The organism is Paenirhodobacter enshiensis (assembly GCF_000740785.1).
Classification (GTDB): Bacteria; Pseudomonadota; Alphaproteobacteria; order Rhodobacterales; family Rhodobacteraceae; genus Rhodobacter; species Rhodobacter enshiensis.
In genome coordinates, this window is record NZ_JFZB01000054.1 from 1 (window position 1) to 24806 (window position 24806).

29 protein-coding genes and 1 pseudogene are annotated in these 24806 nt (G+C 65.2%); 3 read left to right on the top strand and 27 right to left on the bottom strand.

Annotated features, from left to right (window positions below):
- Both CG50_RS15065 and CG50_RS16935 read left to right on the top strand, forming a co-directional pair.
- On the top strand, positions 1–395 hold a 395-nt coding region (locus tag CG50_RS15065; RefSeq protein WP_036640185.1), incomplete at its 5' end, for a site-specific integrase.
- Between the two features lie 198 nt (positions 396–593).
- A complete protein-coding gene (locus CG50_RS16935) occupies positions 594–2057 on the top strand; it encodes a hypothetical protein (protein ID WP_152559557.1) in 1464 nt (487 codons plus the stop codon).
- A 123-nt stretch (positions 2058–2180) separates the two neighbouring features.
- On the opposite strand, the gene CG50_RS15070 is transcribed toward CG50_RS16935, so the two are convergent.
- From CG50_RS15070 to CG50_RS15115, 9 genes are all read right to left on the bottom strand, one after another.
- Positions 2181–2396 (bottom strand): Pam3-gp28 family putative phage holin, encoded by a 216-nt coding sequence (locus CG50_RS15070; RefSeq protein WP_051910070.1) that lies wholly within the window; start codon positions 2394–2396, stop codon positions 2181–2183.
- On the bottom strand, positions 2393–3103 hold the full coding sequence (locus tag CG50_RS15075) for a peptidoglycan-binding protein (protein ID WP_081880477.1): 711 nt from the start codon (positions 3101–3103) through the stop codon (positions 2393–2395). Before CG50_RS15075 ends, CG50_RS15070 begins: the two co-directional genes overlap by 4 nt.
- A gap of 82 nt (positions 3104–3185) precedes the next feature.
- A complete protein-coding gene (locus CG50_RS15080) occupies positions 3186–3437 on the bottom strand; it encodes a DUF6127 family protein (RefSeq protein ID WP_051910076.1) in 252 nt (83 codons plus the stop codon).
- 88 nt (positions 3438–3525) lie between these two features.
- A complete protein-coding gene (locus tag CG50_RS15085) occupies positions 3526–3741 on the bottom strand; it encodes a hypothetical protein (protein WP_036640189.1) in 216 nt (71 codons plus the stop codon).
- The gene (locus CG50_RS15090; protein ID WP_036640192.1) at positions 3741–3923 is read right to left on the bottom strand and encodes a hypothetical protein; all 183 of its coding nucleotides are present in this window, start codon (positions 3921–3923) and stop codon (positions 3741–3743) included. Before CG50_RS15090 ends, CG50_RS15085 begins: the two co-directional genes overlap by 1 nt.
- A 14-nt stretch (positions 3924–3937) precedes the next feature.
- Positions 3938–4369, bottom strand: coding sequence for a phage tail assembly chaperone (locus CG50_RS16700; RefSeq protein ID WP_081880478.1), 432 nt, complete (start codon positions 4367–4369; stop codon positions 3938–3940).
- A complete protein-coding gene (locus tag CG50_RS16385; protein ID WP_051910071.1) occupies positions 4366–9357 on the bottom strand; it encodes a hypothetical protein in 4992 nt (1663 codons plus the stop codon). The genes CG50_RS16700 and CG50_RS16385 overlap by 4 nt, the downstream gene beginning before the upstream one ends.
- A 6-nt stretch (positions 9358–9363) precedes the next feature.
- Positions 9364–9795: a DUF6950 family protein gene (locus CG50_RS15110; RefSeq protein ID WP_036640194.1), complete on the bottom strand. Its 432-nt coding sequence runs from the start codon at positions 9793–9795 to the stop codon at positions 9364–9366.
- Positions 9780–10397 carry a hypothetical protein gene (locus CG50_RS15115; RefSeq protein ID WP_036640196.1) on the bottom strand — a complete coding sequence of 206 codons (618 nt, stop codon included), beginning with the start codon at positions 10395–10397 and terminating at the stop codon, positions 9780–9782. Before CG50_RS15115 ends, CG50_RS15110 begins: the two co-directional genes overlap by 16 nt.
- A 98-nt stretch (positions 10398–10495) precedes the next feature.
- On the opposite strand from CG50_RS15115, the gene CG50_RS16940 reads away from it, so the two are divergent.
- Entirely contained in the window at positions 10496–11119 is a 624-nt protein-coding gene (locus CG50_RS16940; RefSeq protein ID WP_152559558.1) for a hypothetical protein, read from the top strand.
- A 64-nt stretch (positions 11120–11183) separates the two neighbouring features.
- On the opposite strand, the gene CG50_RS15120 is transcribed toward CG50_RS16940, so the two are convergent.
- The 18 genes and pseudogenes from CG50_RS15120 to CG50_RS17135 all read right to left on the bottom strand — a co-directional run.
- Positions 11184–11819 (bottom strand): hypothetical protein, encoded by a 636-nt coding sequence (locus tag CG50_RS15120; protein WP_036640198.1) that lies wholly within the window; start codon positions 11817–11819, stop codon positions 11184–11186.
- The gene (locus CG50_RS16390; RefSeq protein ID WP_051910072.1) at positions 11819–14083 is read right to left on the bottom strand and encodes a hypothetical protein; all 2265 of its coding nucleotides are present in this window, start codon (positions 14081–14083) and stop codon (positions 11819–11821) included. Before CG50_RS16390 ends, CG50_RS15120 begins: the two co-directional genes overlap by 1 nt.
- 3 nt (positions 14084–14086) lie before the next feature.
- Positions 14087–14302, bottom strand: coding sequence for a hypothetical protein (locus CG50_RS15130; protein WP_036640201.1), 216 nt, complete (start codon positions 14300–14302; stop codon positions 14087–14089).
- Between the two features lie 74 nt (positions 14303–14376).
- The gene (locus tag CG50_RS15135; RefSeq protein ID WP_036640203.1) at positions 14377–14739 is read right to left on the bottom strand and encodes a hypothetical protein; all 363 of its coding nucleotides are present in this window, start codon (positions 14737–14739) and stop codon (positions 14377–14379) included.
- Positions 14739–15209 (bottom strand): phage tail protein, encoded by a 471-nt coding sequence (locus tag CG50_RS15140; protein WP_036640206.1) that lies wholly within the window; start codon positions 15207–15209, stop codon positions 14739–14741. Before CG50_RS15140 ends, CG50_RS15135 begins: the two co-directional genes overlap by 1 nt.
- Positions 15206–15589: a tail completion protein gp17 gene (gene gp17, locus CG50_RS15145; RefSeq protein ID WP_036640208.1), complete on the bottom strand. Its 384-nt coding sequence runs from the start codon at positions 15587–15589 to the stop codon at positions 15206–15208. Before gp17 ends, CG50_RS15140 begins: the two co-directional genes overlap by 4 nt.
- Before the next feature lies 1 nt (position 15590).
- Positions 15591–16106, bottom strand: coding sequence for an HK97-gp10 family putative phage morphogenesis protein (locus CG50_RS15150; protein WP_036640210.1), 516 nt, complete (start codon positions 16104–16106; stop codon positions 15591–15593).
- A complete protein-coding gene (locus CG50_RS15155; protein ID WP_051910073.1) occupies positions 16106–16447 on the bottom strand; it encodes a phage head completion protein in 342 nt (113 codons plus the stop codon). Before CG50_RS15155 ends, CG50_RS15150 begins: the two co-directional genes overlap by 1 nt.
- On the bottom strand, positions 16447–16950 hold the full coding sequence (locus tag CG50_RS15160) for a head-tail connector protein (protein WP_036640215.1): 504 nt from the start codon (positions 16948–16950) through the stop codon (positions 16447–16449). The genes CG50_RS15155 and CG50_RS15160 overlap by 1 nt, the downstream gene beginning before the upstream one ends.
- Before the next feature lie 11 nt (positions 16951–16961).
- The gene (locus CG50_RS15165; protein ID WP_036640217.1) at positions 16962–17375 is read right to left on the bottom strand and encodes a hypothetical protein; all 414 of its coding nucleotides are present in this window, start codon (positions 17373–17375) and stop codon (positions 16962–16964) included.
- A gap of 64 nt (positions 17376–17439) precedes the next feature.
- On the bottom strand, positions 17440–18765 hold the full coding sequence (locus CG50_RS15170; RefSeq protein ID WP_036640249.1) for a phage major capsid protein: 1326 nt from the start codon (positions 18763–18765) through the stop codon (positions 17440–17442).
- 69 nt (positions 18766–18834) lie between these two features.
- Positions 18835–19731 carry a S49 family peptidase gene (locus tag CG50_RS15175; protein ID WP_051910074.1) on the bottom strand — a complete coding sequence of 299 codons (897 nt, stop codon included), beginning with the start codon at positions 19729–19731 and terminating at the stop codon, positions 18835–18837.
- Entirely contained in the window at positions 19721–21010 is a 1290-nt protein-coding gene (locus CG50_RS15180) for a phage portal protein (RefSeq protein ID WP_036640222.1), read from the bottom strand. Before CG50_RS15180 ends, CG50_RS15175 begins: the two co-directional genes overlap by 11 nt.
- Positions 21007–22671 (bottom strand): terminase large subunit, encoded by a 1665-nt coding sequence (locus tag CG50_RS15185; RefSeq protein ID WP_036640224.1) that lies wholly within the window; start codon positions 22669–22671, stop codon positions 21007–21009. Before CG50_RS15185 ends, CG50_RS15180 begins: the two co-directional genes overlap by 4 nt.
- Positions 22658–23299, bottom strand: a complete 642-nt coding sequence (locus CG50_RS15190) for a P27 family phage terminase small subunit (RefSeq protein WP_245615757.1) — start codon at positions 23297–23299, stop codon at positions 22658–22660. Before CG50_RS15190 ends, CG50_RS15185 begins: the two co-directional genes overlap by 14 nt.
- A complete protein-coding gene (locus tag CG50_RS15195) occupies positions 23217–23795 on the bottom strand; it encodes a hypothetical protein (RefSeq protein ID WP_036640230.1) in 579 nt (192 codons plus the stop codon). The genes CG50_RS15190 and CG50_RS15195 overlap by 83 nt, the downstream gene beginning before the upstream one ends.
- Positions 23796–23797: 2 nt before the next feature.
- Positions 23798–24193 carry an HNH endonuclease signature motif containing protein gene (locus tag CG50_RS15200; protein WP_036640233.1) on the bottom strand — a complete coding sequence of 132 codons (396 nt, stop codon included), beginning with the start codon at positions 24191–24193 and terminating at the stop codon, positions 23798–23800.
- A 116-nt stretch (positions 24194–24309) separates the two neighbouring features.
- Positions 24310–24806, bottom strand: a pseudogene (locus CG50_RS17135) (hypothetical protein); the annotation flags it as partial.

Below are 24806 nucleotides of genomic sequence, written 5' to 3' on the forward strand. Positions count from 1 at the left end.
TGGAGACCGCGATGCGCGCGGGCGAGATCGCTGGGCTGGTATGGGATCGCGTCGACCTCGCGAAGCGGGTCGCGCGTCTGGACCACACGAAGAACGGCCGGCCGCGCGATGTACCCTTGTCGCGCGAGGCGGTGCGCCTCTTGGAGGCCCTGCCCCATGCGGACCCGGTGTTCGGGCTGGAGAGCCGACAACTGGATGCGCTGTGGCGCAAGCTGCGGGATCGCGCGGGCGTTGCCGGGCTGACCTTCCACGATAGCCGGCACGCTGCGATCACGCGGCTGTCGAAGAAGCTCGATGTGCTGGCGCTAGCGCGGATGGTCGGGCACACGGACCTTCGGCAGTTGCAGACGTATTACAACGAGACGGCGGAGGAGCTGGCACGGCGGCTGGATTGAGGCGGCAAAATAGCACTTTCTCGGCCACACTTCATCGAATCAAGTTTTTCTGCTTGTCGCCGCCCCCCAAGGAAAAGAGAATGATCGCAAGATGACTCAACATACGTGACGGATGCTGCAAGATACCCTAGTGATAACTAGAGATTAGAAAATATTGCTATGCTTCGTATACCTGCAGCCACATCAGAGACAAGATAAATGAACCAGCCCAACCCCACCAGTATCGAATCTCCACATATCGATGACGTCGTAATTCCTGATAGGTTTGAGGCTCTTTCACGCATAGGAATCGACAACATCGGTACTATAATTGTTCCGGTTCTGGACATGCTTAATGAAATCGATTCACTTCACAAGACCATGAAATCGTCTGGCCGAGGCGTATTCATGATTTTACGGGGTAACTCCGGTGCAGGAAAAACTACCTTCCTCCATACGCTAGGGCTTTACCGCGAGAATGTATCAACCATATCCATTGCTGGCGGAGAAGATGTTCCCAATTTCCTACGCGATCACAATACGCCTAATACCTTGTCAATAGAGGTTATCGTCCTTGAAGAACGAGAAGCCGCGCTGTCTTTCACAGATGAAGAACTTGAGAGTTGGCTGCACGCCATCAACGGCTTTATCAGAAGCGATCGTGGCAAAAATGCGATGGTAGTATGGCCATGCAATAGTGACAAGCTAAAAGACAGATTAGTATCTCTATCACGGACGATTGGCGGGAGATCACTTTTAGGGTCGAAGGATGACGCAATTTCCTTTCCGGGACCAAGCAAGAACACATACACGGAGATCGCGAGCAGGACTCTAGCCGTGCTCAATCAGGGAGCCGGCTTATCAGATTTCGGTCTCACGGCTGAGAATATCGATAGTTTAGCTGCAAAGGCGAACACCGTAGGTGACTTTCTTGGGGACTTGCGTGACGCAATCATTGAAAAGCAGCAGACTGTTTCTAGCCTACTAGAGAAGGAACACCCCAATGTTTGGGTGGTAGTAATTGCAGGTAACGAACCAGATGGTGAAGTGGCTGGACTGACTAGAGGAAACTTGTCATTAGTTGACATGGACCGACTTATGACGTCAACCGAAGCCAACATCGTGCAGGATCTCAAAAAGATTCCTGAGAAGTTGGGGCTACTAGCTACAGTTCTTAATGCAAAGATTTTGCACCTCCCAGTTTTGGCGGCGACAGCATCAGTGCGAGCTTTTTCAGACGATAGGCTACAAGATAAGCTGAAGAAAGAAGACTTCGCATTGTCCCCAAAAAAGCCAGAAGAAGCTACAAATCGCCTTCAGCAATGTGAACTAGGATCTATACTCCAGCTTGGGAAGCAAAAGACTCTTGTTCGAGGGAAAAAACTTGGGGACAAAAGCATAACCTCCTTCGTGAAAGTCGCGACTGTCGCCCAACAAGACGACGCATCAGTAAATCGCGCGATTGGCAATGCATTATTGTCCGCCGGACTTATAGAATCGTTCAATATAGAGGTGCCACTTTCTGGAGCATACAGCGTACGCTCAGATATGCTGATAACCGGAAAGTTTGGGAAAGCCAGAATTGAAATGATGTGGCGCACAAAAACAGGACGAGCCGACATTGCAAACTACACACTAAAAAAACTCGAAAATTACGGAAAGGCAATTGGCTTCATAAAATAGAATCTCAGAAACCCATTAAGACTCAGATATTGTCAAATGGGAGCGCGGAGCGCTGTGGCGGGTACTCGAATAAGCCCCCCGCAGAAGCTAGAAACTTGCCGGGGCCGCAGCCCCGGCGAGATCTCATGTCCTCCAGCCCATGCGCTTCGCGAGCGCGTAGACCGCCTCGGTCGCGGCGCCGAGCGCCAGCCCGGCGAGCGAGGTCAGCGCGTCGACGACAGCCTGATCGGACACCAGCGCGGCGCCGGTGTTGGCGTCGATCATCCCCTTGGCGACCAGCGCGCCGGCGGCATAGCGCAGTCCGTTGCGGACCAGCGCGGGGTTCACGGTGATCTTCATTCTTCGGTCTCCCCGATGATGACAGCCCAGGTCTTCGGCCCGACGATGCCGTCAGCCGTCAGCTCATGGACCCGCTGGAAGGCGACGAGCGCGCAATGGGTGTCATTGCCGAACACGCCGTCGACCTCGATCCCGGCGCCGAGGATGGCGAGGCGCGCCTGAAGCTGCGACACGGCGGTGCCGCGCGAGCCGCGCCGCATGCAGGGATAATCGGGCGCGGGCGTCAGCGCGTCCTCGTACTCGCCCGCGATCTCTGCGACCCGGTCGGCCCGGTCGGTGCCGTTGATGATCCGCCGCGCGCCGGTGTAATCGCAGCGCGTGCCGGTGATGTAGTCGCCGAGGCGCCGGCCGGTGAACCAGCCCTCGACCATGCCCGCGACGAGCACCTGCGCCGCAACGTCCGGGTCGAGCGCGAGGTCCGGCTCGCTCAGCAGGTCGATCCCCAGTTCGCGCCCGGCGCGTTCGTAATTCACCTGCCAGGTCAGCTGCACGAGGCCGCGGCCGTACCACGGCGCATAGCCGAGCTTCGCGCGGTAGCTCTCCGCGGCCGAGCCGAGGAAGTAGGCCTCGCGGACGGGCTCCATCGTGCCCGCGGTTTCCCAGTAGGCCGTCGCCAGCACATAGGCCGTCTGGGGCGTGGTCAGCCCGGCGTCGGCGCACACCGACAGGATCCGCTGGGTCTGCCCCAGCGAGAGATTTGCACTCATTCGTTTCTCCACAAAAAAGCCCGGCACGAGGCCGGGCGGATCGCCCCCGGGTCAGGCCCGGCGGGTCATCGGGTGTCGGGGCTCACTTCAGGATCTGCCCCTTGAGGTGCAGCCAGACGGCGGTCGCGATCATCGCGAACAAGGCAGTGGTGCCGAGCCGCACCATGGTTTGCCAGGCGGTCGAGCGCGCCTCGCGCCAGGCGGCGATCAGGCTGCGCATGTCGTTGATGTCGGTCGCCGCCTGCGCGTCGTGAAGCCCGAGTTCGGCGAGCGCCGCCTTCGCGCCGCGCCGGGCCGCCCGGTCGAGCATGTCTTCCAGCTCGTCCGTGGTCATGGTGATGTCGCCGGGCACCTCTACCTCCCCTCGCGCATGGAAAAGCCCGGCACAGGGCCGGGCGCGGTCATCCGTCAGGACGGCAAGCTCAGGCGGCGGTGTCCGTCGCATCGGTCGCGCCCGCCTCGCTCGCCGAGGTGTCGACCGTATCGGGCACGACCGCCGTCAGCTGCCCGTCGGCGAAGCTCGCCACCAGAGCGCCGGCGCCGTCGCGAAACCGCGTGCCCGAGCCATCCTGTTCGTAGGCATCGGCCGAGATCGCGGTCCAGCTCGACATGCCCTTCATCATCACCTTGTAGGCCATCAGTTCACCCGTTCCTTTTCGGTTTCATCCGGCGCGCCGTCCTTCGGCGCGAGCGCGGCAACCCGCTCGCTCAGATCCTGCACCGTGATCGAGAGCGCCAGGTTGCGCCCTTCGAGATATTCCGTCTTCGCCTTCAGCTCGCGCACCTGCGCGATCAGCTGATTTCGTTCGTTCGTATCCATGCGATTTCCTTTCGTCAGATGGTGTTCGGGGGTTCGGGCCAGACGACGGCCGTCGGGTCCGTGGCGGTCGAGGGCAGATCGCGCAGCGCGGCGCGATAGGCCGCCCATGCCGCGAGGTCTGCGTCCGACAGCGGAGAGTCCCGCGCCTGCGTCCAGTCGCAGGCCGCGAGGCGCCGGCTGCGTTCCGCACGAAGCTCGGCGAAAGCCAAGGCCGTCGCCGTGTCGCTGATCGCCCATGCCTTCGAAGCCGCATCCCAAGCGTAGAGCAACGACGGCCGTGGCGGCTTTTCGAGGATCGCCCCGGCCTCGACGTAGTGGGTGCGCCCACTCCCCTGCCCCTCTGTCGCGACGTGCCCGTCGGGCAGGTTCAGGGCAAGGTCGCCTTCGGTCCCGGTGAAGGAACCGACGATCTCGCCTTCGGTGGTGTGGATCACCCATGTCGTCATTTCATGGCCCTGAATGCTGCAAGAGAGATGCTGTTGAAGGTGTTGTCGGTGCGCGCCGAGGTATTGCTTCGGTGCCACTGGAGGGTGAGCGTGTTCGTGCCCGTCACCAGTGTGCCGGTCCCGGTGAAGACGAGTTCCTTCGTCGTCGTGGAGCCAGCGACCGCCGCTGTCAGAGAAAGCGCCGATCCGGGGATCTCGACCCCATTCAACAGCGCCCGAACCCCGCTTGTCAGAGCCGTGGCCGTGTCGCTGGTGATGCTGTAGTAGCCCAGCACCATGACCTTGTCCCCGGCCGTCCCGGTGAAGGACAGGCTCTTGGTCGTCGTCCAGTCCGTCCCCGAGTTCTGCGTCACCGCGTAATCGGTCCAGGCGCCGGTCGTCATCACCGTGATCGCGTTGTTCGCGACCTTCAGCGTCGTCACCGCCAGATCGCCGATATGCGCGGTGTCGACGACGATAGACCCGAGGTCGGCCGAGATGGCCGACAGCGACGACACCGAGATCTTTGCCGCCGTCACCGCGCCGGCCGCGATGGCCGAGGCCAGCACCGACCCCGCCGTCAGATGCGACGACGTGATCGAGCCCGCCGAGATCTTGTTCGCGGTGACCGCCCCGTCGACGATCAGTTCGCCGCCGTTCAGCTGTCGCATTGTCAGGGCGGTCAGATAGACGGCACCGGCGGTCCCGTCGTTCCCCAGCGAAATGTCGATGCTGGTGACGCCGCTCGGCACCGTGTAGGTGCCGGAGATCTTCGTCCAGGCCGAGGTGAAGTGCGACAGGGCACTGGCCTGATAGGTCAGTGCCCAGACCGTTCCGTTGCTCGCGCCGATCCTGAGCTTGGAGTTTCCGGCCCCGTCAAAGGACGCATCCCGAGCCGCATAGAACTCGAGGTAATACTGTTCCCTCGGCGCGACCTTCATCGTCCTGACCGTATATTTCGTGGTCGATCCGACGGTGCTGTCGAGCTTCAGCGCAACGCCGCTGTTGTAGACGTTGCTGCCCGACATCGTACCCCACCCATAGCCGGATGCCGGCTGAAACGGCGAGGTGTCCTGTGCATCGTAGCCCGCGAACAGGTTCGAGAAGTTCGCGACCGCGAGCTTCACCGCGGTGATAGCCTGCGCCGCGATCTGATCGGCGCCGATGGCCCCCGCAGCTACCTTGCCGGTAGTGACCGAGTTCGACGCCAGGACCGAGGCCGTGACCGACCCCGAGACCAGTGCCGAGGTGGTGACCGAGTTCGCCGCCATGGCATCCGCGGTGACAGCCCCGGCCGCGAGTTTGCCGGTGGTGATCGCGGCCGAGGCGACCTTGACCGCCGTCACCGAACTCGCCGCCAGCGCCTCAGTTGTCACCGCCCCGGCCAAGATCGCCGCCGCGGTGATTGCATTGGCCGCGATCTGCGCCGCGGCAATCGCGCCGTCGACGATCAGTTCCCCCCCGTTCTTGCGCCGCAACACCAGATCGGACAGGAATGCATAGCCCGCCGTGGCGTTGTGAGCGATTGTCACCCTCAGAGCATTCGTTCCCGACGGGACCGTGAACGCAGCCGAGATCCGCCGCCAATCTCCCGCAGCGATGGTGTCCGCCCCGAATATGGCCGAGGCGATCAGACCGCCGTTCTGATCGGCCACCCGGATCTTTGCCGAGTCGGACGTTCCATCCCACGCCCCCGAGATGATCGCGTAGGCCTCCAGATAATACTCATCCCCCGGGGTGACCGGGATCGAGCCGGCATATGTGAAGGAAGCGCCATAGCTGCCATTCAGGGCCATCGAGCTTGCCCGGCCGTTGTAGGCGGTCCCGGTCGACCAGTAGGCCCCCGACCCGCTGGATTTCCAGACACCGTTCGCCTCGGTCTCGGACCCGGCGAAGGGGTTGCTGAAGTCCGTCACGGCCAAGGTTTTAGCCGTGACCGCGCCGGCCGCGAGCTGATCGGTCGAGACGGCGCCGGCCATGATAGCCGCAGCCGTGACCGAGTTCGCCGCCAGTGCATCGGCCGTCACCGCATTGGTCGCGATCTTGTCCGCCGTCACCGCGTCCGCGGCAATCGTCGCGGCCGTCACCGCCCCGGCCGCGAGCTTGGCCGTTGTCACCGCCCCGGACAGGATAGCCACGGCCGTGACCGCGTTCGCCGCGATGGCATCCGCCGTCACGGCATCGGCCGCGAGCTTGGCCGCGGTGATCGCCCCGGCCGCGAGCTTCGCGGTGCTGATCGCGCTGTCGGTGATCTGCGTCGTGGTGATCTGGCCGGTGACCTTGGCAGCCGCCACGGCGGCGATCTGCGCATTGGTCATCTGCCCGGTGATCTGCGACGCCGCCACCGACTCGATCTGTGCCGCCGCGAGCGTGCCCGCGATATCGCCAGCCGCAACCGTCTTCACGTAGGCCGTGCCGGACCAACGATAGAGATCACCGCCCCAGACGATGGTCGAGGTGGTCTTCACGCTCGGCAGCGTCGAGGCGGTTGAGACCGTCACCGGCTCGATCCCTGCCGCGAACTTCGCGGTGCTGATCGCCCCGTCAGCGATCTTCGAGACCGTCACCGCCGCATCGGCCAGTTTCGAGGCCAGCACCGCGCCGGTGCCGATCTGACCCCCGGTGATCTGTCCCGCGATCTTGGCGGCCGCCACCTCGGCGATCTGATCGTTCGTCAGCTGTCCGAGAACGTCGGCCGCGGGAATGGACTTCACGTAGGCCGTGCCGTTCCAGCGATAGGTCTCGCCCGCGTAGAACACCAGCGAGGACACCTTCACGGTCGGCAAGGTGTCGACGATGGTCACCGCCTCGATCCCGGCAGCGAACTTCGTCGCGTCGAGATAGCCGTCCGGCACCCCGGCATAGAGATCCGTGCTCCAGACCCCCGCCTCGGCATCCCAGCGGTAAAGCGTGTGATCCCCGAGGTTCAGCACGATCTGATCGTCTTGCACGCCCGAGGACGGCAGGGACGACACCGGCGTGACGCCGTTCGCCTTGGCGATCTCGGTGAAGGTCGCCTCGATCTCGGCCGCAAGATCGTCCTGCGTCACCTTGATCTCAGGCGTGGTGACGGTGATCCAGTCCGACCACACGGCCCGCGCCGTCAGCTTCGAGACCAGCCGGCCGCGCACCTGATAGTCGGTCGCCTGCGCGACGCCGGTGATCGTCCAGCTATACGGGCTGTCATAGGCGCGGATCACGTCGAGCGTGGCCGCGCTGTCGCCCACCTTGCGCACCTGCACCCGCACGCGGTCGATACCGACCTCGCCCGCGGCGCAGCCCACCAGGATCGCCGGCAGCCGGGCCGAGCCCGCCCCGTCCGTCACGGTGATCGCCGCCGCCGTCCAATCGGAAATGCCCTGCGTGAACGGGATCGCGTTCACCGGCGTCGCCGTGGTGTAGGGCAGCTCGAAATCGGTGGACCAATCGTAATCGGACGGATCGACCTCGCGCAGGGTCACCAGCACGTTCATGCCGGCGAGCTTCGTCACGCTCTCGACGACGAACTGTTTCGCGTCATAGCCGTTGCGCGCCGACGTCCAGGTCAGCATGTCGACACCCGGTTCGAGCATGTAGGCGCCGGGCGGCAGATAGAACTGATGGACCCGCATCCGGCGATAGCTGCGCATCTGCGCGCGCATGAGGCGCTGGACCTGATCGGCATAGGGCACCGCGGCATAGCTGACCGAGACCGGAAGATAACGCTCGCCATCGGCCGCGAAGGCGTCTTCGTCGACATACTCGGGCGCATCCTTCGAAGACCACTTTTCCGCGGGCTCGGGATAGGTCGCACTTAGCGCGTTGTAGGTCTCGGACACCGTGTTGAACGGCTTGAACGACTGCCCCTGCGTGATGACGATATCGCCGTCGGTGATCGAGAACACCGAGGACACCGGCAGATCCACCACCGGCTTCAGCATCCCGCCGACCTCGGCGAAGCGCGCGTTCGCCGCCAGCCCGAGTTCTTCGAGCACGTCGGCCGGCGCGGTATCGACGGTGATTTCCGCACCGCAGCGATAGGCCGGCTCGGTGCTGCCGTCATCGAGTTCGACCGTCGCGTCGCACCCGTTCATCGCCGCGACCCACTCGGCGAGCGGCAGGCGCCACGCCGGCAGGTTACGCCCGCCGAACACCCATTCATCACCCAGGTAGATCCCGCGCGCGATGTTGTAACCGATCACCAGCGGGTTGCGGCTGACCTCATAGGTCGCACGATCCCCCCAGCGATGCGCCCCCGCGCCCCCGGCCGTGGCGTCAAGGCGCGGGTCGTACATCGGCAGCGGTTCGGGCTGGAACAGATAGGTCGGATAGGTGGTCAGCGTGTCGTCGTCATAGCGCGTGGTGACAATGGCATAGGACTTGCCCGTGCCCACCATGTCGGAAGTCCAAGGGTAATCCTCATCCTCGCCGAACAGCGCCACCAGCATCGGGTCGGCCGCGGTCTGCGTGCCGTCCATCCAGCGCACCCAGATGCGATGTCCGGTGCCGTCGTCGCCCTCATCGTCATAGTTCGTGACGGGGTATCCGAGATCGTAGCCGGTCCCGTCGGTGTCGGTGGCCGAGGTGTCGATATCGGCCACCTCGTCGTCAACCCACATACCGGCAAGGCCCGGATGCGGCAGAGCCGAGACCTCGACCACATCGGTGACGTAGCGGTCATTCTTGCCCCACGATCCGATATAGCGCCGCTTCCCCGCGGTGACGTAATCGCCCACGATGAAAGCCAGCGCCGTATCGTCGCCGAACTCCAGATCGAACGACACGCTGGTGGCCGAGCCGGACGCGGTTTCCTTGGCGATGGCGGTCGCGAGCGCATTCGCCCCGAGCCCGATACCGAGCTGGATCACCGCCGCACCGAAGGCGCCATAGGTCGCGGCCAGCGCGGCCCCGAAGCCCACGCCGCTGCCGGTCAGGGCAACAACGGTGGCGATGCCACCCGTCGGATCGGCATGAGCCGGAGTGCCCCCGAGCGCGACCAGCGCCGAGGTGATGAGAAGCAGCTTTTTCATGTGGTCTTACCCTACGCGGAAGGCCCGGATCATGTCGCCGCGTGCCCGGCGCCCGTGCCCGTGTTCCGTCATGACGATCAGCCCTGAGACATCGACGATGCACAGCGCCTCGCCGAGGATGCCGTCCGAGCGGATCACCCCGATATCGCCGACCGCGGCCGACAGAAGGTTCGTTCGTTCTGGCAGCACCTCGGCGACCGCATCGCTGAGGCTCTGGAACCCGGCCGCGTGCAGTGCCTCGGCCGCCTCGCCGGCGGTGCCGTAGCGCCCGCGCCAGTCGGCCGTGAGGTCGACGCCGGTCATCGCCAGCACCGCCCCGCCAGCCAGCCCGAGCGCGCAATCCTGTTCTCCCCAGGAAAACGACAACCGGCGCTGGCGATCCATCTCGGCCGCCAGCCGCGCCCGCCAGTCCGGCAGCCGCTTCATTTCTTGTACCATTGGACCTTCCTTGCCTCGATGCTGCCCGCGTAGGTGCAGAACCCGTCGGTCGAGAGCCGCCGTTTCTGGTGGCTGTCCGAGGATTTCGCGGGGTTCGTCGCGGTCAGCTGATGCATGATCTCGGATCGGATCGTCAGGCTGATCGAGCCATCCGAGCCGGCCGAGGGGGTCGAGATCGGCGCTTCGTCGACGATCCCCACCCATTGCAGTTGGGGCGCCGAGGTCAGCCCGCCGCCGGTCCATGTCGTCGCGTGGATCTCGGTATAGGCCAGCCGCACGTCGGAGCCGCGCACCAGCTGTTGCGCCGCATCGGCAATCTGACTGAGCGTCACCGTCACCGGGTTGTCGGTCAGGTCGGCCACGTAGGGGATGCCGTTCGGCACCGCGAGGTTGCACCCGCCGATGTAGGTCCGCGACACGCTGGAGCCGTCGGGCTGTTCGACCGACAGCGTGATATCCTCATCCCCGGACCACAGGCCAATCGGGGCATCGTCGCCGGTGTCCCGGTCGCGACCGACCGCCCAGACAAACCACGCCGGGCAAATGCTGCCATCGCGCGCGGCCGACAAGCTCGCGGCGAATGCTTCGTCATAGATTTTCATGGATAGCCCTTACGGAAGATAGAGCGCCGGGACTCGACCAAAGCCCCGGCGCGGCCCAATGCTGCGGCTGCGACACCATTTCAGCAGGGGGATTCGATTTGGCACTTCCTCAGTGCATCTGCATTACAGACGTCGGACCAACGAATATCGGCGCAGCCACGATCATCCGTTACAAGAGAGAACTATGGCTGATAACAGCTGCGCATGTTCCGAACAAAAGCCAAGATTTCCAACAGGATATTAGATCTTTACCGGATGAAATCTTACTTTGGATTCCAGGAAAGAAGGCCCCCAAGGGAAAGCGCATTCGTCTTTTCGATGAAGATCCGGCGCGAACCCCAAGATTCCGATATCATCGGGCAAACGGCATATTCAGTGATGTGATATGCTTGCCACTTGCAGAAGTGGCGCGCACCAAAGGGGTACGGAGACATGAGCTGATCTATTCTCTCGACAACCTTCCCTTAGGCAACAGCCTGGAAACATTCGGTTTCCCAGATCTGAATCCCCAAACCGCATATCCAGAAAGCAAAGTGCAGATGGAGCTCGTCGCCGACAACGGTGGGAGCCTGCGAACATCGAAAGAATTCCGACAGGGATATTCTGGCGGCCCCGCACTTGCGAATGGAACCTTCATCGGAATCGCAATCGGCAGCACCGATGGCCTTGGGACGGTCATTTCATCCAGACTGATCGCCCAAATCATTGACGGCCGAGCATGACCTGATGACACGGGGATGCTCGATTCTCCGATGTCTTTAGCGACCACGGCTTCATCATAGATCTTCACGGGCGCTGCACCATGCTGAGAGAGGCGTTATCGGCGTAGTAGCCGGGGTGAGTGGTGAAGGGCGTGTGCCCGCCGGGCGGGATGAACGCCTTCAGATAGGGCATCGCCAGCTCGACCGAAGCACCGGCGCCAAGCCACAGCGGCGGATAAGGCGTCACCGTGAGCTGCGCCGTGATGCCCGCGGAGGTCGCAACGGCTGCCTCAGCGAACTCGCCGAAGTAGATCGCGCCCGCTGCCGAGGCGATGCTGAAGCGGTCGCCGATCTCGACCCGGTAGCCCTCGGGCAGACCGGCAAGGCCGATCATGTCGCGCTCGGTCGAGATCGCTCTGACCGTCACCGCGCTGCCCGGAACGCCACCGGCGGCCGGAGCATAGAGCGGATCGGCGAAGAGGAACGATCCCTTGGCCCCGGCCAGTGCCCGAATGCGGGCATCGACCGCACGGGCGTCGGCCGGCTTGTGCGCGCTCATCGAGACCGAGACGGTCCAGAGCGGCCGGGCCAGTTCCGAAGTCCAGTACCGGCTATCGCCGGAGCCGGACAGTTCGTCGTTGCGCTGGAGGTCGAACGTAACATCGACCCTGCGCAACACGTCGCTGAGAAACGACAGAGGATAGGGAAAGCTCAGGGCCATCAGCGACGCCTCGGGTTTGCGGAGATCTGCTGCACCCGGTTCGGAAGCGCAGCGTCATAGCTCGACACCGCGCTGGCGGATGCGGCCTGCGCGACCTGTTTGACATAGAGGTTGCCGCTTTCGTCGAAGGCGGCGGTGATGCGGACATCGAGCGCACCGCCCGAGCCGCCCGCACTGTCGGCGAGGCGATTGCTCACGTCGTGCGGGATGATCTGCGTCCCGGACGGCAGGTTGACGATCTCGCCGCCGCGTTCGTTGATCGAGGTCCAGCCGCCGGCCCAGTTGTTCGTGCCATTGGCATTCTGCCCGATCCCGAGGCCCGACAGGACGCTGCCCATCCACCCCGACGATCCGGCGAACAACGACTGGAATGCGGAGTTCATCCACATCTCGCCCAGCTTGCCGATCACCTGGCCGAGGGCCTTGTTGAAGCTGAGCGTGCCCGACAGAAGTTCGCCGAAGGTGCTGGACAGCGAGGACTGCCAGTCGTCCGTTGCACTCTTCAGCGTCTGCATCCCTTCGTTCAGCGTCGTCAGCCGGGCGATTTCCTTGCCGTTCGCGCTGTCGGCCGAGACGCCGGCCTCATTCTGGTTCTTCCAGATTTGGGCCTGAAGGTCGGTCATGTTCATCGTGGCCGACAGCTCGGCGTTCTGATCGCGCAATCGCTTCATGACCTGCTGAAGATCGCTCAGCTTCTGCTTCGCCTTGTCCGCCCCTTTCGAGACCGCGGCCAGCCCGCCACCGCCGCCACCGAAGTCGGTGGTCGTGGTGTTGGTTTCGCTGGCCGTCTGCGAGAGTTTGCCGAAGGCATCGCGCGCGCCGGCGAATGCGGTCGTGACCTTCTCGGATGCGGTCTTCGCGAGCTGTTCCGATGCGACATCGGCATCGGATGCCGCCTTGTTGTAATCGGCAATCGAGGACGCGAGACCATCGGCCGAGCTTTTCAGGCTGTCGCTGGCCCCCTGAAACTGTGTTCCGTCGAATGCCCCAGACAGGGTTTCCACGAAGCCTTTCCACTTTATCAGCATCGTCGCCATCAGGTCGAAGAAGCTGGCCTTGATCGCTTCCCATCGGGCAGCCAGCCCGAGCGGGATGACCTTCGCGCTCTCAACGATCCCGGCCCAGACCCCGGAGGCAACATCGCCCAGAAGGGTCAGGGCCTTGCCGAACCCACCGGCCGCACCGACCAGTTCGAAGAACTTGCCCAAGAGGTAACCGGCCCCGACGACCAACACCCCGATGCCGGTCGCGATGATCGCACCGCGCAGCACGACCATCGAGATCGCGAGGGCGCGGGTAGCCGTGCTTGCCGTCGCCGCGGCCGTTGCCTCGACACCCATCATCGCGGCCAGAGCCCCGGATTGCGTTGCCGCCGCGACCATGGCCTGAACGGCCCTGACCCCGACATTGATCGCATACTGCCCGCCGAACACGGCCGCCGTCACCAGAACCGTCCCGGCGAGCGTCCGCATCACTGTCATAATCTCGGCGGCATGGGTGCGCATGAAGGTCGCCGCCGTCGTCACCGCCGAAGACAGGGCTTCGACTGCCGGCACGGCCTGTGCGCCGATGGTGTTCTTCATGCCCGTCAGCGCGAGCTTCATATCCGCGAGCGCCACCTTGCCCCGGTCGAGTGACGCCAGCATGTCGCTGTCCATCACTGCGCCGACGGCACGAGCCTTGACCGCATATTCGGACATGCCCTTGCCGCCATCCTTCAGAAGCGGCAACAGCGCCGTCGCTTCATCCGCGATGGCTTCCATGTAAAAGGTCATCTGCTGTTGGTTCAGCCCGGCCTTCTGGAGGCTGTCGACATAGAGCTGCAGAGCCTCGGGGCCGGAAAGCCGGCGGAACTGATCCGCCGTCACACCGACCTTCGGGGCGATGTTCTGGAAGAAATCCTGAAGCTCGCCGCCGCCGGTCGAGATGAAATCGCCCACCTTGTCGTTGGTGTCTTTCAGGATGTCGCCGAGCTTGTCCTGTTCGATGCCGACCGACTTCGCCCCCGCCGCCCATTCCTGAAAAGTCTGCGGGGTGGTATTCGCCACGCGCGAAAGGTTCTCGATCTCGGTCGCGCTGTCGATGGCCGCGACGCCCATCGCGACCATGGCCGTCTTCATGCTGCCCGCGGCCGTACCCGCGAGCGTGCCCGCCTTCGCCGCGAAGCGCAGCATGGCCGAGCGGCTGTTTGCCATGCCCTTGATGAACTGCGCGCTGTCGAGACCGAGATTGACACGCAAAGACCCGATGACACCCGACGCCATACCTTACCCCCCTTTCCTGTTGTTGCGGGCCAGTGCCGCGTCGATCCGATCCCATGCCGCATGGAAGCGGCGCGCCCGCTCCGCAGGGTCCGCCTTGCGCCCGACGAATTCGTCGAGCGGGACATGTTTCTTGAAGTAGGGAAGCATCGCCCCGAGCCAGACCAGTTCCCGCTCGCGCGCGATCCTGAGCGCCGCCCCTTCGAGTTCCAGCGCCACCATGCGCGGGCCGATCTTCCAGAACCGGGACGGGTTCAGCCCCGCCCCGACATAGGTCTTGAACAGCGCTCCGACGCTCAGACTTGCGCCTGATCCGCCGGAGCCGCGCCGTTTCCCGAGGCGTCGCCGTTCGCCGCAGCCTCCGACGCGAAGGTCGCCGACATCACCGCCGTGAACAGCTCACGGTCCGCGGTGAACAGTTCATCGGCGATTTCGTCTGCCTCGCGCCGCTCGGCGATCTTCGAGCCGCGCGACACCGCAAGGGAAATCACGTCGACCGCGAAGCCGAAGTTCAGGATGCGCGGCGGGGTCTCGGACAGCCAACCGCCGAGGTCGTCGCCGTAGTCGCCCTGAAGCGTGGCGATATCGCGCATCGTCAGACGCAGGGCATAGGTCTTGCCGCCGAATTCGCGGTGCAGAGTACCGGTCACGTCAGCCATCACGCCACCTCACGCGGGTTCGGGGAAATGCGTTCGAAGATCTTACCCGAGAGCGCGGCCATGCGCTTGTCGCCCACGGTGCCCGAGGGCACGAAGGTGTTCACGTAGCCCCGATAGGTGCGGCGCATCCCACCCACGTTGAACTCGAAATAGACATCCTCGGGCGTGCCGGCCTCGGTCAGCGTCGCCAGCGCATCCAGCAGGATCTGCGAGGCATGGGCCGGCCAGAACTGCAGATCCTGCGACCAGTCCGCCGCGGCCAGCAGGCCGGGCTTCGTTTCCTTCGACCGGCCGGGGGATTGCTGATGCGTGAAATCGACGTCATCGGGCGTCTTTTCCGGCATCCCCACTTCCTCGACGCCATAGATCTGCGTCCAGGTCGCGACCGTCCCGCCGGTCGTTCCCGTCACCGGCCCGATCCAAAGTTCGTCGCCGTAGCTGATATCGCCCTGAGAAGCGACTTCCGTCATGTTTCTCTCCAGTGTGTCATGAAATCGGTGGATATGAGAAAGGGGCGATCACTCGCCCCCGTGTCCTGATCGTCGCGCGTCGACGCGAGGAAGACCCCGCGAAACCCGCCGCCGCGGTAGCCGTTCAGAAGCCGCGTCACCGCCGCGCCGATCTGCGCCGCCGTGGCATAGTCGAGCGCCAGGCAATCGACCTGAACCCGCCCGCTCCAGAGCGATGTCGGCCCCTGTTGCGTCAGCCCCGGCGCGTTGCCGATCAGATGCAGGATGATCGCCGGGAACGGGGCATCCTGCGGATGTTCCTTCCAGTTGATCCGTGCGGCCGGCACCAGCGCGGTGACCTCGGCCGAGCCGGTCAGCAGCGCCCGAAACTCGGTCTGCACCTCAGCCCCCTTTCGCCAACCGCCGGGCGGCACGCTTCGCGGCCCGGTCGATGGCGGCCCACAGAAGCGGCTTCAGGCGCCTGACCGTCGGTTCGGCCTCGGCATCGAACGCCGGACGCATGAACGGGCGCGGCTTCGTGCCGGGGTTGCGAGTGCCCTTGAACTTCCCGCCGTTGATATGCGGTCGCGTCCCGAACTCGACCAGATGGCCCGCTCTACCGCCCGCACCCTCCCGATAAGACGGCCCAACGAACAGCGTGACGGCGGAACGCTCTTCCGCCGTCAGCTTGCGGTGCATTTTCTTCTGACTGTCATTGAGCTTCGAGCCGACGATGATGCTGCGCGCGAGACGTCCGGTCCGCTTCGGAGCATTCGCGGCCGCTGCGTCGGCCATCGGCTGCGCCGCCTTGCTCAACGCATTGCGCAAGATCCGGCGGTTCGTCGCCTTTGACAGGTTGTCCATCGCCTTGTCGAGATCGACCAACCCTTCGATGTTCATGCTGGTGCTGTTCGCCATCAGTCTGCCCTCGCGCTTGCGGTGATTTCCAGACGACCCCGAAGGCCGTGTTCCTTGATGCCGGCGATGTCATAGACGCGACCGCCCTCGACGATACGGTCGCTCGGCAGGATCGCGCGGGTGAACGCGGTCGAAGCCACGATGAACCGGCTGACCACCGTGGCCTCTGTCCAGCCGGCTTGCGCCCGTTCCGCGTCCGACACGTCGTTGCGGCTTGCCCAGACCGGAGAGCCGAGGTTGTCGGCCTCCGGGTCTGCAGCGTTCCACCGAGGCGCCGTGCGATAGCCGTCATCGGACACCGCGGCCCGGCGCAGCTGAATGCGCCTGTCGAGCCGCGCCATCACGCCACCACCATCGGCCGCCGGTAGCGGACCTGTTCGACCAGGCGCCGGAAGCCGAAGCTCAGCGTCGGCGCGGTATAGGTTTCCTCGACCGTGATCCCGGCTTCATGCCATTCCATGGCCAGCATCAGGATCGCCTGACCGAGCTGCGCGGGCACCACGTCGTTGGTGCCATAGCCGACATCGACGGTGATCGTGTCGTCCGGCGCATCCGCCCGCGCGATCCACGGTTCGCTGAACGGGGTCACGATCTCGGTTCCCGCCCCGTCAGCCAGCCCGATGACCGGGGCGACCGGCAGCCAGAACCGCGACCAGTTCCCTTCCGGCAGACCGAGCGTCAGCCGGCGCGGCACGATCATGCGGTTCGTGGCCGTCTCGACGACGGAGGTCGCGGCCTGAAGAAGCTCGCCGATCAGCACCGCGTCGGCATCGTCGACATGGCGCTGGCGGGCGAACTGTTCGACCGTGACCGGCAAATTGGCAGGCGGCGTGATGATCCGCATCCCCTACCCCGTCACTTACCCTGCGTCGGCAGGCCCGTGTCGTCGACCGGCGCGGCATCCTCGGCGGCGTCCGTCGTTTCCTGCGCGGCCTCATAGGTCGCAACCGCAGCAGCAGTTGCTTCCTGTGCGACCTGCTTGGCATAGAGGTTGCCGCTTTTGTCGAAGTCCGCGGTGACAGTCGCAGCGGCATCCATCGCCGCCTCACGCGCAGCAACCGCAGCTTCGCGCGCGTCGAGTTCGGCCGACCGGCCGTCGAGATCGGAACTGTTGGCCGAGGTGGTGCCGCTCACGGCCGGCTGTTTCGTGTGCTTCGCGGCGACGCCCTTGGCGATCAGCGCCAGCGCGATTTCGGCCTCGAGTGCGGCCACCTCGCCGGCGTTGTACGAGCCATGCGAGCGGGCGAAGCGGATTGCGAGTTTCGTCATGATGTCCTGTCCTGTGAAAGAGGAAGATCAGGGCGGCGCGACAGAAGCCACGCCGCCAGAGGCGTCAGAGCGACCAGCCGGCCGCGTTGAAGCCCGAGAACGCGACGTCGTGTTCCAGCGCGAAATCGTGCTCCGAGATCGTGCGCATCAGCGTCAGGTCGTTCTGGAAGGCCGAGACGAAAGTCGAGCCGTCCATGTAGCCAGCTTCTGTTGACATCGAGACGTTCAGCTCCATGCTGTCGCCGATCATCGCTTCGGAGAACTCGCCGAAGTAGACCTCGGTTTCGTCGCCATTGGTGCCGAGGCTGTTCGGCACCTGCGAGGTGACATAGATCGGCGCGCCCTTCAGCTGACCGTTCGTGTCGATGGACGGATACAGCAGATTGCCGTTCGTATCGCGCAGCGACGCCAGCCAGTTCTTCGTTGAGGCGCGCATGATCCAACCCGGATTGGTCAGCGCGACGTCGGCATCCTCGACCACCGAGACCGCCTTGCGAAGCGCCGCGTCGGCCGCGGTCGCATTGGCGGCGATGCCCGCATCGAGCGCCGCGAGCCAGTTGCTCGACGCGATCCAGTTGCGAATGCCCGTCGGCGTGTTCGACGAACCGTCCCCGCGGATGAAGGCCAGATCCTCGCGCAGCGCCATGACCTTCAGCAGGTCGTCGCGCACCATCTGCGCCATCGCCAGCCCCGAATGCCGCAGCAGCGAATTGCCGATCGGCACCAGCCCGGTCAGTTTCTTGAAGCTCTGATCGAGCTTGTCGAACCCGGGCTCGCTCGGGGTGATCGCCACGTTCTCGCCCTGATAGGTCGCGGTGGCCGAGGCGATCTGTTTCGCGTTGCGGATCTGGCCCGCCGGCATCGGGAAGGTGCGTGCACCAGCCGCGCGCACCACCACGCGGGCGCGCAACAGCTCGATCAGCCCTTCCGCCATCGGGCGCGGGATCGTCACGCCGCCCGCGGCCTCGGTCGCACCCGACAGCGCCGCCGAGATCCCCGAGTGACCTTCGTTCTCCAGGAAGGCCGCCGCCTTGTCCCGGTCGCCGTGCGCCCGCGCCAGAGCGTGAACGACGAAGCCGACCTCGACACCCTTGTCGGCCGGGTTCTTCGGCTGCGCGTTCAGCCCCTGCGCCGCGCGCTGGCCGTTCTGATCGCCCACCGCCGCAGCGGCAAGCGCGGCCTCGGTGGTCTCGGCGCGCTTCACGCCGGCGTCGAGATCGTCGAAGGCCCGCTTCGCCTGATCGAAGGCCGCGACCGCCGCGACATGCTCAGGCGTGCCCGTGGCGGTGCCCGCCTCTTCCAGCTTGTTGATCGCATCGGCCGCGGACGACAGTGCGGTGGCAGCGGCCTTCCGGTCGCGGCGCAGATCGTCGAGTTTCATCGTGGTCATTCCCATAAAAAAAGCCGCCCGAAGGCGGCGGTGATGCACCTGCCGCGACCGGCAGGATTGCGGAAAACGTCAGAGCGCCGCGCGGGCCTGCGCGGCGGCGGCGATGGCCCCGAACCGGGCCGAGGTGGCGGCCCCGGACGTGGCGCCGTAGGTCGAGAACATCCGGCTGTAGAACGCCGCGCGGGTCTCGACGGTATCGGCGAGGCCGCGGGCCACGGCATCCGGCCCGCGGAACACCGCGCCGCCGTCGCGCGGATCGTCCGTCACGGTCAGCCGGCCCGGCAGCTCGGCAACCGGGATGCCCCGGCCGGCAGCGACCGCCGCGTGAAACACCGCCTCGGCATCGTCGAGCGAGCGGCGCAGCTCGGTCATGCCCTCGGCCGTTCCGGGGTCAGGCCGCTTGGCGCGCGCATGGGTCGAGGTCAGCCGGTAGTCCTGTTCGCCGTAGCTGTTCGGGCCGACGATGCTAGACGCCTCCAGCGCGACACCGATGGACCCGACCACCGCGCCGGGCGTGACCGCGATATCCGTCGCCTGCGAGGCCAGCCAATAGGCCGCCGAAGCCGCCATCGGAGAGGCGAGCGCATGAACCGGCTTCACCGCGGCCGTCGCGGCAATCGCCGCCGCCGCGCCCTCGCAGCCGATCACCAGCCCGCCGGGACTGTCGACATCGAGGACGACAGCCGCGATGTCGGCGCGCTCGGTCAGCTCGGCCATGGTATCGACAAGCCCGAAGTAGCTGCTCCAGCCGAACCACGCTTCGAGCATCGCGCTGTTCGGCGTCAGGATGCCGCAGACCGGCACAACTGCGAGGCCGCGCTGAACCGTGAACCTCTCGGCCGCGAGCGCGGTTTGCGCCGGCCCGGCACCCGCCTCGGGCAGATCGCGCGCGAGCAGGTCCATCGCCAGCTCGGCCGCGATGGCCGTCGGTGCCCCGGCCAGCATGGCCCGGATGTCAGTTCGCATTTCCATCTCCCGTTGTGGTGCCCGCATCGCGCGTCATGTTCGATGGCGGATAGAGCTGATCTCCCTCGTCGCGCGGTTCGAGGCCTTCCTTCTGCCGCGCTTCATTCGCCGTCATGAACGGCCCGCCGACCGCCGCCTTGAGCGCGTCATAACGCTCTTTCGTCGTCGGCCTCAGCAGAGTGTCGAAGTCGTGGCGGAAGAACATGCCGGCGCGCCGTTCCCGGTCGGTCAGCAGCGAAAGCGCATATTGCTGTTCGATCAGCCCGCCCCAGTGCAGCAGGCAATCGGTCAGGTAGTCGGTCGCCGCCTGTTCCGAGTTCGCCTTCACCCCGTATTCGAGGATCTGCAGCTTGGTCGGCGGCACCCGGTAGATCGAGGCGATCTGTTCGCGGTCGAAGCGCCGGCTTTCCAGAAGCTGTTGATCGGCCGCGCTGATGTCGAGGCTCTTGATTTCGTCGCTCTCGCCGAGGATCGGAACCCCCTTCCCCTCGGGATCGTCGAGCGTCGCACGCAGCCGCCGCTGATTGCGGTAATAGGCTTCATCGTCGTCATAGGCGTCCGCCATCTTGACGTAAGCCTTGATGAAGGTGCCCGAGGCGTTGCGCGCCGCCGCTTCCTGCCCGGCCAGCGCGATGCCGACGCTTTCGGCCGCCACCTCAATCGGCGAACGCCCGGTCCAGCCGTCGAGCGCCATGTAACGCAGATGCACCACCGAACGCGCCGGCGCCCGGCGCAGCACACCCGCCCCGTCCTCGATGTCGTAGAACCGATCCCGGCCGTTCTTCAGGACCGAGACCGCATCGGGCAACAGCATGTCGATCAGCGTCAGCTCACCCCCGCCGTCGCGCGGCGCGTAAGCATAGGCATTGCCGCGCAGCGCGTAGACGTAGCCGAGGGCATAGCGCATCACCACGGCCGGAACATCCGGCGCGCTCTCGACGTTCAGCAGATAAGCCGCCGGGTGATCGCGGACCCGATGCTCGCGCCCGTCCGAACCGCGCTGATAGAGCTTCAGCGGCACCTTGCTGAGATCGCCCGCGATCACGTTGCAGCAGCTGAACACCGTCGCGTGCTTCTGCGCCGTGGTCGGCGAGACCCGCGGCAGCGACTTCACCCGGCTCTGTCCGCTCCAACCGACATCGCGCAGCCAGCCCGCCGGCGCCGATACCCCAGAAGGCGCATCGGCCACCACGGCAGCCGACAGCACCGGCTCGACCCGCGCAGCAGGCGCAGGCGGCGCGGCCCAGGACCGGCCGAGGAACTTCCCGATCATGCTCATAGGTTCTCGATCTCCCTAGCCTTGCGTTTCTTTTCGGCGGCCTCGGCCCGGCCGACCGCCATGATGGCAGCGACCGCCGGGTCGATCCGGCCGCGCGACTTCGCCTTGTTCGGCTTGCAGTTCTCGGCCGCGTCTTCGTCGCGATGCACGTTGCCGACCGCCCAGGCGAGAACCGGGTTCCCACGGTGGCGCAGCCGGTTCTTCGCAACCGCTTCCTCGAAGCGCTTCATCGGCGAGGACATCGACGCATAGCCCTGCCCATGCTCGACCAGCGGGAAGCGGCGGCGCACCAGTTCCTTCGCGACGTACTTCATACCCCAGCGGTCGAACGCGACTTCCTGCACGTTGAAGAACACACGAATCTGTTCCATGCGCTCGATCACCTGATCGTCGTCGATCACGCCGCCCTGATGCACCTCCAGCCAACCTTCATCGCGCCACTGGATGTATTCGCGCTTTTCCTTCTGCGCGCGCTGGATGAAGCCCTTCGGCCCGGCTGGAAGGAAGGTATAGCTGATCAGGTAGACCAGCCCGTCCATCGGCACCGCGACACAGATCGCGGTGAGGTCGGTCGTCTTCGACAGGTCGAGCCCAACCCAGGCATCGCGCCCGCGCAGTGCCCGCATGTCGAAAGGCTCGGCGCCCTTGTCCCAGACCTCGCGCTCGATCCACGATTGCGCGCCCTCGGTCCAAAGGTTCATGTGCAGGCGCCGGAAGTTCGGCATCTTGCCCGCGATGGCCTGCGCCTCGGCCAGCATCTCGCGAAAGCGTTTCTCGGAGAATGCCACCCCGAGGTTCGGGTTCGCCATCTTCCAGAACCGCGGGTCGTTCACATCGCAGTCGTGCGGCGGCTCGGCGACATAGGCGAAGAAGCTATCGTCATGCACATCGCCGCGCAGCACCCGCGCCGAATAGTCCCGCATCTCGCCGCAGATGGACGCCATGTCGGCGCCGGCCGTGGTGATCGCCCAGTCAATCGGCTGCGCCCGCGCGATCATCGAGTTCACTACGACCTCGGCCAGCTCGCGGTCAGTCCAGCGGTGCACCTCATCGCGTGCGACGAAATGCGGGTTGATGCCGTCCGCCGAATTGCCGTCGCGGCTCAGCGGGCGCACGAAGCCGCCGGTCGGCAACGTGCTGATCTGGTGCTTGTTGCGCGTGTCCATGAACGTCAAGAACGCCGGGGACGCCTTGATCATCCGCCGCACTTCGTCGAACAGAAGCCGCGCCTGGTCGCGTGTCGTCGCCGTGCAATAGCCCTGCGGTGCCGCCTCCCCGTCGAACAGCTGCGTGAACATCAGCGGCACCGCGGTGTCGGTGGTCTTGCCGTTCTTTTTCGCGACCTGATGATAGGTCGAGCGGAACCGGCGCAACCCGGTGTCCTCGCGCTTCCAGCCGAACACCGATCCGTGCCGGAATGCCTGCCAGGGCTGAAGCGCCAGCGGCTTGCCCGCAAGCGGCCCGGTGGTGTGCTGGATCAGCTTCGCAAAATTCATGATCCGCGTGGCGGCCTTGCAATCGAAGTAAAGCCCGCGGTCGCGCCCGGTCTCCAGATCGCGAAGGTGACGCTCGCAAGCGAGGTGCACCAGCTCGCCAGCAACTTCGCGCCCCTCGACCACATCCAGAGCGTAGCGCGAAACCGGGTGGTCAATCGGGTCCATCAAGCTTGTCCATCAGGTCGCGGAACAGATCGCCCTGTCCGCCCGAGGTGATCCGCATCGCGTCGACCGGCGACAGACCGAACAGCGCCGAGTCACGGCGCATCTGGTTCATTGCCTCTTGCTGCACCTTGAAGGCCGCTGTCGCCTTTTGCTGGCGGCCGTTGCGGGTCTCGACTTCGTAATAGAGACCTTCGACTTCCATCGAGATCGTCGCTTCGATGAAGTTCGCCACGTTCTGGCAGTAGGACCGGAACTGATACAGGAACAGCGGGTCGAGCCGATCCTTGGCGACCAGGTGCGGCGCCAGCTCGGCCCAGACCTCGGCAGCGCGGCCGCACATATCGGCGGGCGGATCGGGAACCGGCTTCTGGATGTCACCCTTCATTGGGATGACATTGCCGGCGATGACAGGCTTTGCTCCCTTCAAGGGCTTATCCTCCAGTGGGCTTTTTTTCTCAATTCGGCCGGCACGAAAACGCAGCTCCGACGGCCGGTCCGGGGTGTCGGGCCGTAATTTCCAGCCTACCCCCGGTCCGGCCCGGATCTCAGGCGCCGGCGGCAGCCAGCTCGGCGACCCGGCGGCATTTCTCGACCGCCGCGCGGCGTCGCGCGAGGAACGCACGATCATCGGCGCCCGGTTCGTAGCCGTAGCCGATCCGCTCTTCGAGGATCAGCATTTGCCGGCGCGGGCCGTCGGCCTTCTCACGGATCATCGTCACCGCGTAGGGCGTCGGCCACATCCGCTTGTCGCGCAGATAGGTCATCAGCTCGGGCGCCCATCCCTCGGCGATGGCGGTGGCGCCGAGGTCATGGCCGAACACGGCCCGCATCAGCGGCGAGGCGCCATCCTCAGGCGGCTGGATCTGCCCGGCCCATTCGAGAATGCGGTTGCTGATCGGCATCCGGTCGCGGTCCTTGCCCGCCGGGTTCGAGGCAACCTGTTCTTCCAGCGCCATCAGGCTCGCCTCGGTCATGTAGGCCAGGCGCTGGCACAGGTCAGCGCACATCGCCTCATACTGCGCCCGCGTCAGGGTGCTCGGCCGGGCCAGCCCCCGCAGTTCCAGCGCTTCGATCAGAAGGCGGCGGACCCGTTTCTCGCCGGTCGCCTGTTCCGTGCTGTCCATCGTCATTCCCCTTTCGGAAGCCTGCCGCCGTGCCAGACCTCGCGTGCGGTCTTGCGGCTGTGGCAGGGCTTGCACAGCGCCTGCCAGTTCGATCTGTTCCACATCAGCACCGGGTCGCCGCGGTGCGGTGTCCAGTGGTCGACCTCGGTGGCAGCGACGACAAGGCCAAGGCTCGCGCAGTCTTCGCAAAGCGGATGACGGTCGAGGAACACAGCCCGCGCCTTGCGCCAGCGGGCGGTTCGATAGAACTCGCCACCCGCCTGCGCCTCTTGGCCAACCTTCGCGGCCTGGCGTCGCTCGGCAAGCCGGCGCTGGCGCAAGGCCTCATGCTCGGCGCAATGGGCAAGGCCCGGAAGCGCGAGCTCGTCGCAACCGGGCGACCGGCACAGCTTCCGCATCGGGCACCCCGTCAGTCATCGCAATGTCAGGAAAGCAAAGCGCCCGGCAGGGATTGGTTCCCTCCGGGCGCTATTGTGGATCATATGGATAGACATGCATCCGACGGACTTAAGCGTCAAGCCCCCCCGTTAGGCCCCTGCTGAAATCGCCCCGTATAGCCCTGCATTCGGTCCAAGGCGGCACAGAGGGCAATGCGCAGCCGATCCCGATGTTCACCGCGCTCTGCCCACCCATGGGCCGCCAGAACGGCGCTCGGGTCCATGTCTTCGAGGCAGATCGCATCCACCAGCCGCCGGTCGAGGATGATCGAGGCCCCCGGCCCGCGCCTGCTCGGGCGCACCCGGCGCACTACCATCGCCGCGCCCTCGCCGATCCGGCGGCGCAGCGCCGCGATCTCGCGCGCCTCGATCAGACGCAGGTCGGTCACGTCGGCCCCTCGCCCGCCCGAGCCGCCCGTCCGCCCCTCGATGCTCGACAGCTTGATCCCGCCCGCGTCGTGGCGCTCGACCAGCGTGCGATAGCGCCGCGCGACCGAGATCTGGCCGGGCGTCAGCGGCGACGCCTTCCGCGCCCGCCGCGCCGCCGCTTCCATCCGGTCGAACACGTCAGCCA

What these genes read in the sequence shown, in the direction of transcription:
- CG50_RS16390 (WP_051910072.1), bottom strand. Translation starts at nt 14,083, where the DNA reads ATGGCGTCGGGTGTCATCGGGTCTTTGCGTGTCAATCTCGGTCTCGAC.
- CG50_RS15150 (WP_036640210.1), bottom strand. Translation starts at nt 16,106, where the DNA reads ATGGCGAACAGCACCAGCATGAACATCGAAGGGTTGGTCGATCTCGAC.
- CG50_RS15180 (WP_036640222.1), bottom strand. Translation starts at nt 21,010, where the DNA reads ATGAGCATGATCGGGAAGTTCCTCGGCCGGTCCTGGGCCGCGCCGCCT.
- CG50_RS15170 (WP_036640249.1), bottom strand. Translation starts at nt 18,765, where the DNA reads ATGACCACGATGAAACTCGACGATCTGCGCCGCGACCGGAAGGCCGCT.
- CG50_RS15120 (WP_036640198.1), bottom strand. Translation starts at nt 11,819, where the DNA reads ATGGCCCTGAGCTTTCCCTATCCTCTGTCGTTTCTCAGCGACGTGTTG.
- CG50_RS15140 (WP_036640206.1), bottom strand. Translation starts at nt 15,209, where the DNA reads ATGACGGAAGTCGCTTCTCAGGGCGATATCAGCTACGGCGACGAACTT.
- CG50_RS15080 (WP_051910076.1), bottom strand. Translation starts at nt 3,437, where the DNA reads ATGACCACGGACGAGCTGGAAGACATGCTCGACCGGGCGGCCCGGCGC.
- CG50_RS15070 (WP_051910070.1), bottom strand. Translation starts at nt 2,396, where the DNA reads ATGAAGATCACCGTGAACCCCGCGCTGGTCCGCAACGGACTGCGCTAT.
- CG50_RS15135 (WP_036640203.1), bottom strand. Translation starts at nt 14,739, where the DNA reads ATGGCTGACGTGACCGGTACTCTGCACCGCGAATTCGGCGGCAAGACC.
- CG50_RS15165 (WP_036640217.1), bottom strand. Translation starts at nt 17,375, where the DNA reads ATGACGAAACTCGCAATCCGCTTCGCCCGCTCGCATGGCTCGTACAAC.
- CG50_RS15185 (WP_036640224.1), bottom strand. Translation starts at nt 22,671, where the DNA reads ATGGACCCGATTGACCACCCGGTTTCGCGCTACGCTCTGGATGTGGTC.
- CG50_RS15190 (WP_245615757.1), bottom strand. Translation starts at nt 23,299, where the DNA reads ATGATCGTGCGTTCCTCGCGCGACGCCGCGCGGCGGTCGAGAAATGCC.
- CG50_RS15200 (WP_036640233.1), bottom strand. Translation starts at nt 24,193, where the DNA reads ATGCGGAAGCTGTGCCGGTCGCCCGGTTGCGACGAGCTCGCGCTTCCG.
- CG50_RS16700 (WP_081880478.1), bottom strand. Translation starts at nt 4,369, where the DNA reads ATGACGACATGGGTGATCCACACCACCGAAGGCGAGATCGTCGGTTCC.
- CG50_RS15130 (WP_036640201.1), bottom strand. Translation starts at nt 14,302, where the DNA reads ATGGTGGCGCTGGAACTCGAAGGGGCGGCGCTCAGGATCGCGCGCGAG.
- CG50_RS15175 (WP_051910074.1), bottom strand. Translation starts at nt 19,731, where the DNA reads ATGCGAACTGACATCCGGGCCATGCTGGCCGGGGCACCGACGGCCATC.
- CG50_RS15115 (WP_036640196.1), bottom strand. Translation starts at nt 10,397, where the DNA reads ATGAAAATCTATGACGAAGCATTCGCCGCGAGCTTGTCGGCCGCGCGC.
- CG50_RS16385 (WP_051910071.1), bottom strand. Translation starts at nt 9,357, where the DNA reads ATGAAAAAGCTGCTTCTCATCACCTCGGCGCTGGTCGCGCTCGGGGGC.
- CG50_RS15075 (WP_081880477.1), bottom strand. Translation starts at nt 3,103, where the DNA reads ATGAGTGCAAATCTCTCGCTGGGGCAGACCCAGCGGATCCTGTCGGTG.
- CG50_RS15155 (WP_051910073.1), bottom strand. Translation starts at nt 16,447, where the DNA reads ATGGCGCGGCTCGACAGGCGCATTCAGCTGCGCCGGGCCGCGGTGTCC.
- CG50_RS15090 (WP_036640192.1), bottom strand. Translation starts at nt 3,923, where the DNA reads ATGGATACGAACGAACGAAATCAGCTGATCGCGCAGGTGCGCGAGCTG.
- CG50_RS15110 (WP_036640194.1), bottom strand. Translation starts at nt 9,795, where the DNA reads ATGGTACAAGAAATGAAGCGGCTGCCGGACTGGCGGGCGCGGCTGGCG.
- CG50_RS16935 (WP_152559557.1), top strand. Translation starts at nt 594, where the DNA reads ATGAACCAGCCCAACCCCACCAGTATCGAATCTCCACATATCGATGAC.
- CG50_RS15160 (WP_036640215.1), bottom strand. Translation starts at nt 16,950, where the DNA reads ATGCGGATCATCACGCCGCCTGCCAATTTGCCGGTCACGGTCGAACAG.
- CG50_RS15085 (WP_036640189.1), bottom strand. Translation starts at nt 3,741, where the DNA reads ATGGCCTACAAGGTGATGATGAAGGGCATGTCGAGCTGGACCGCGATC.
- CG50_RS15195 (WP_036640230.1), bottom strand. Translation starts at nt 23,795, where the DNA reads ATGGACAGCACGGAACAGGCGACCGGCGAGAAACGGGTCCGCCGCCTT.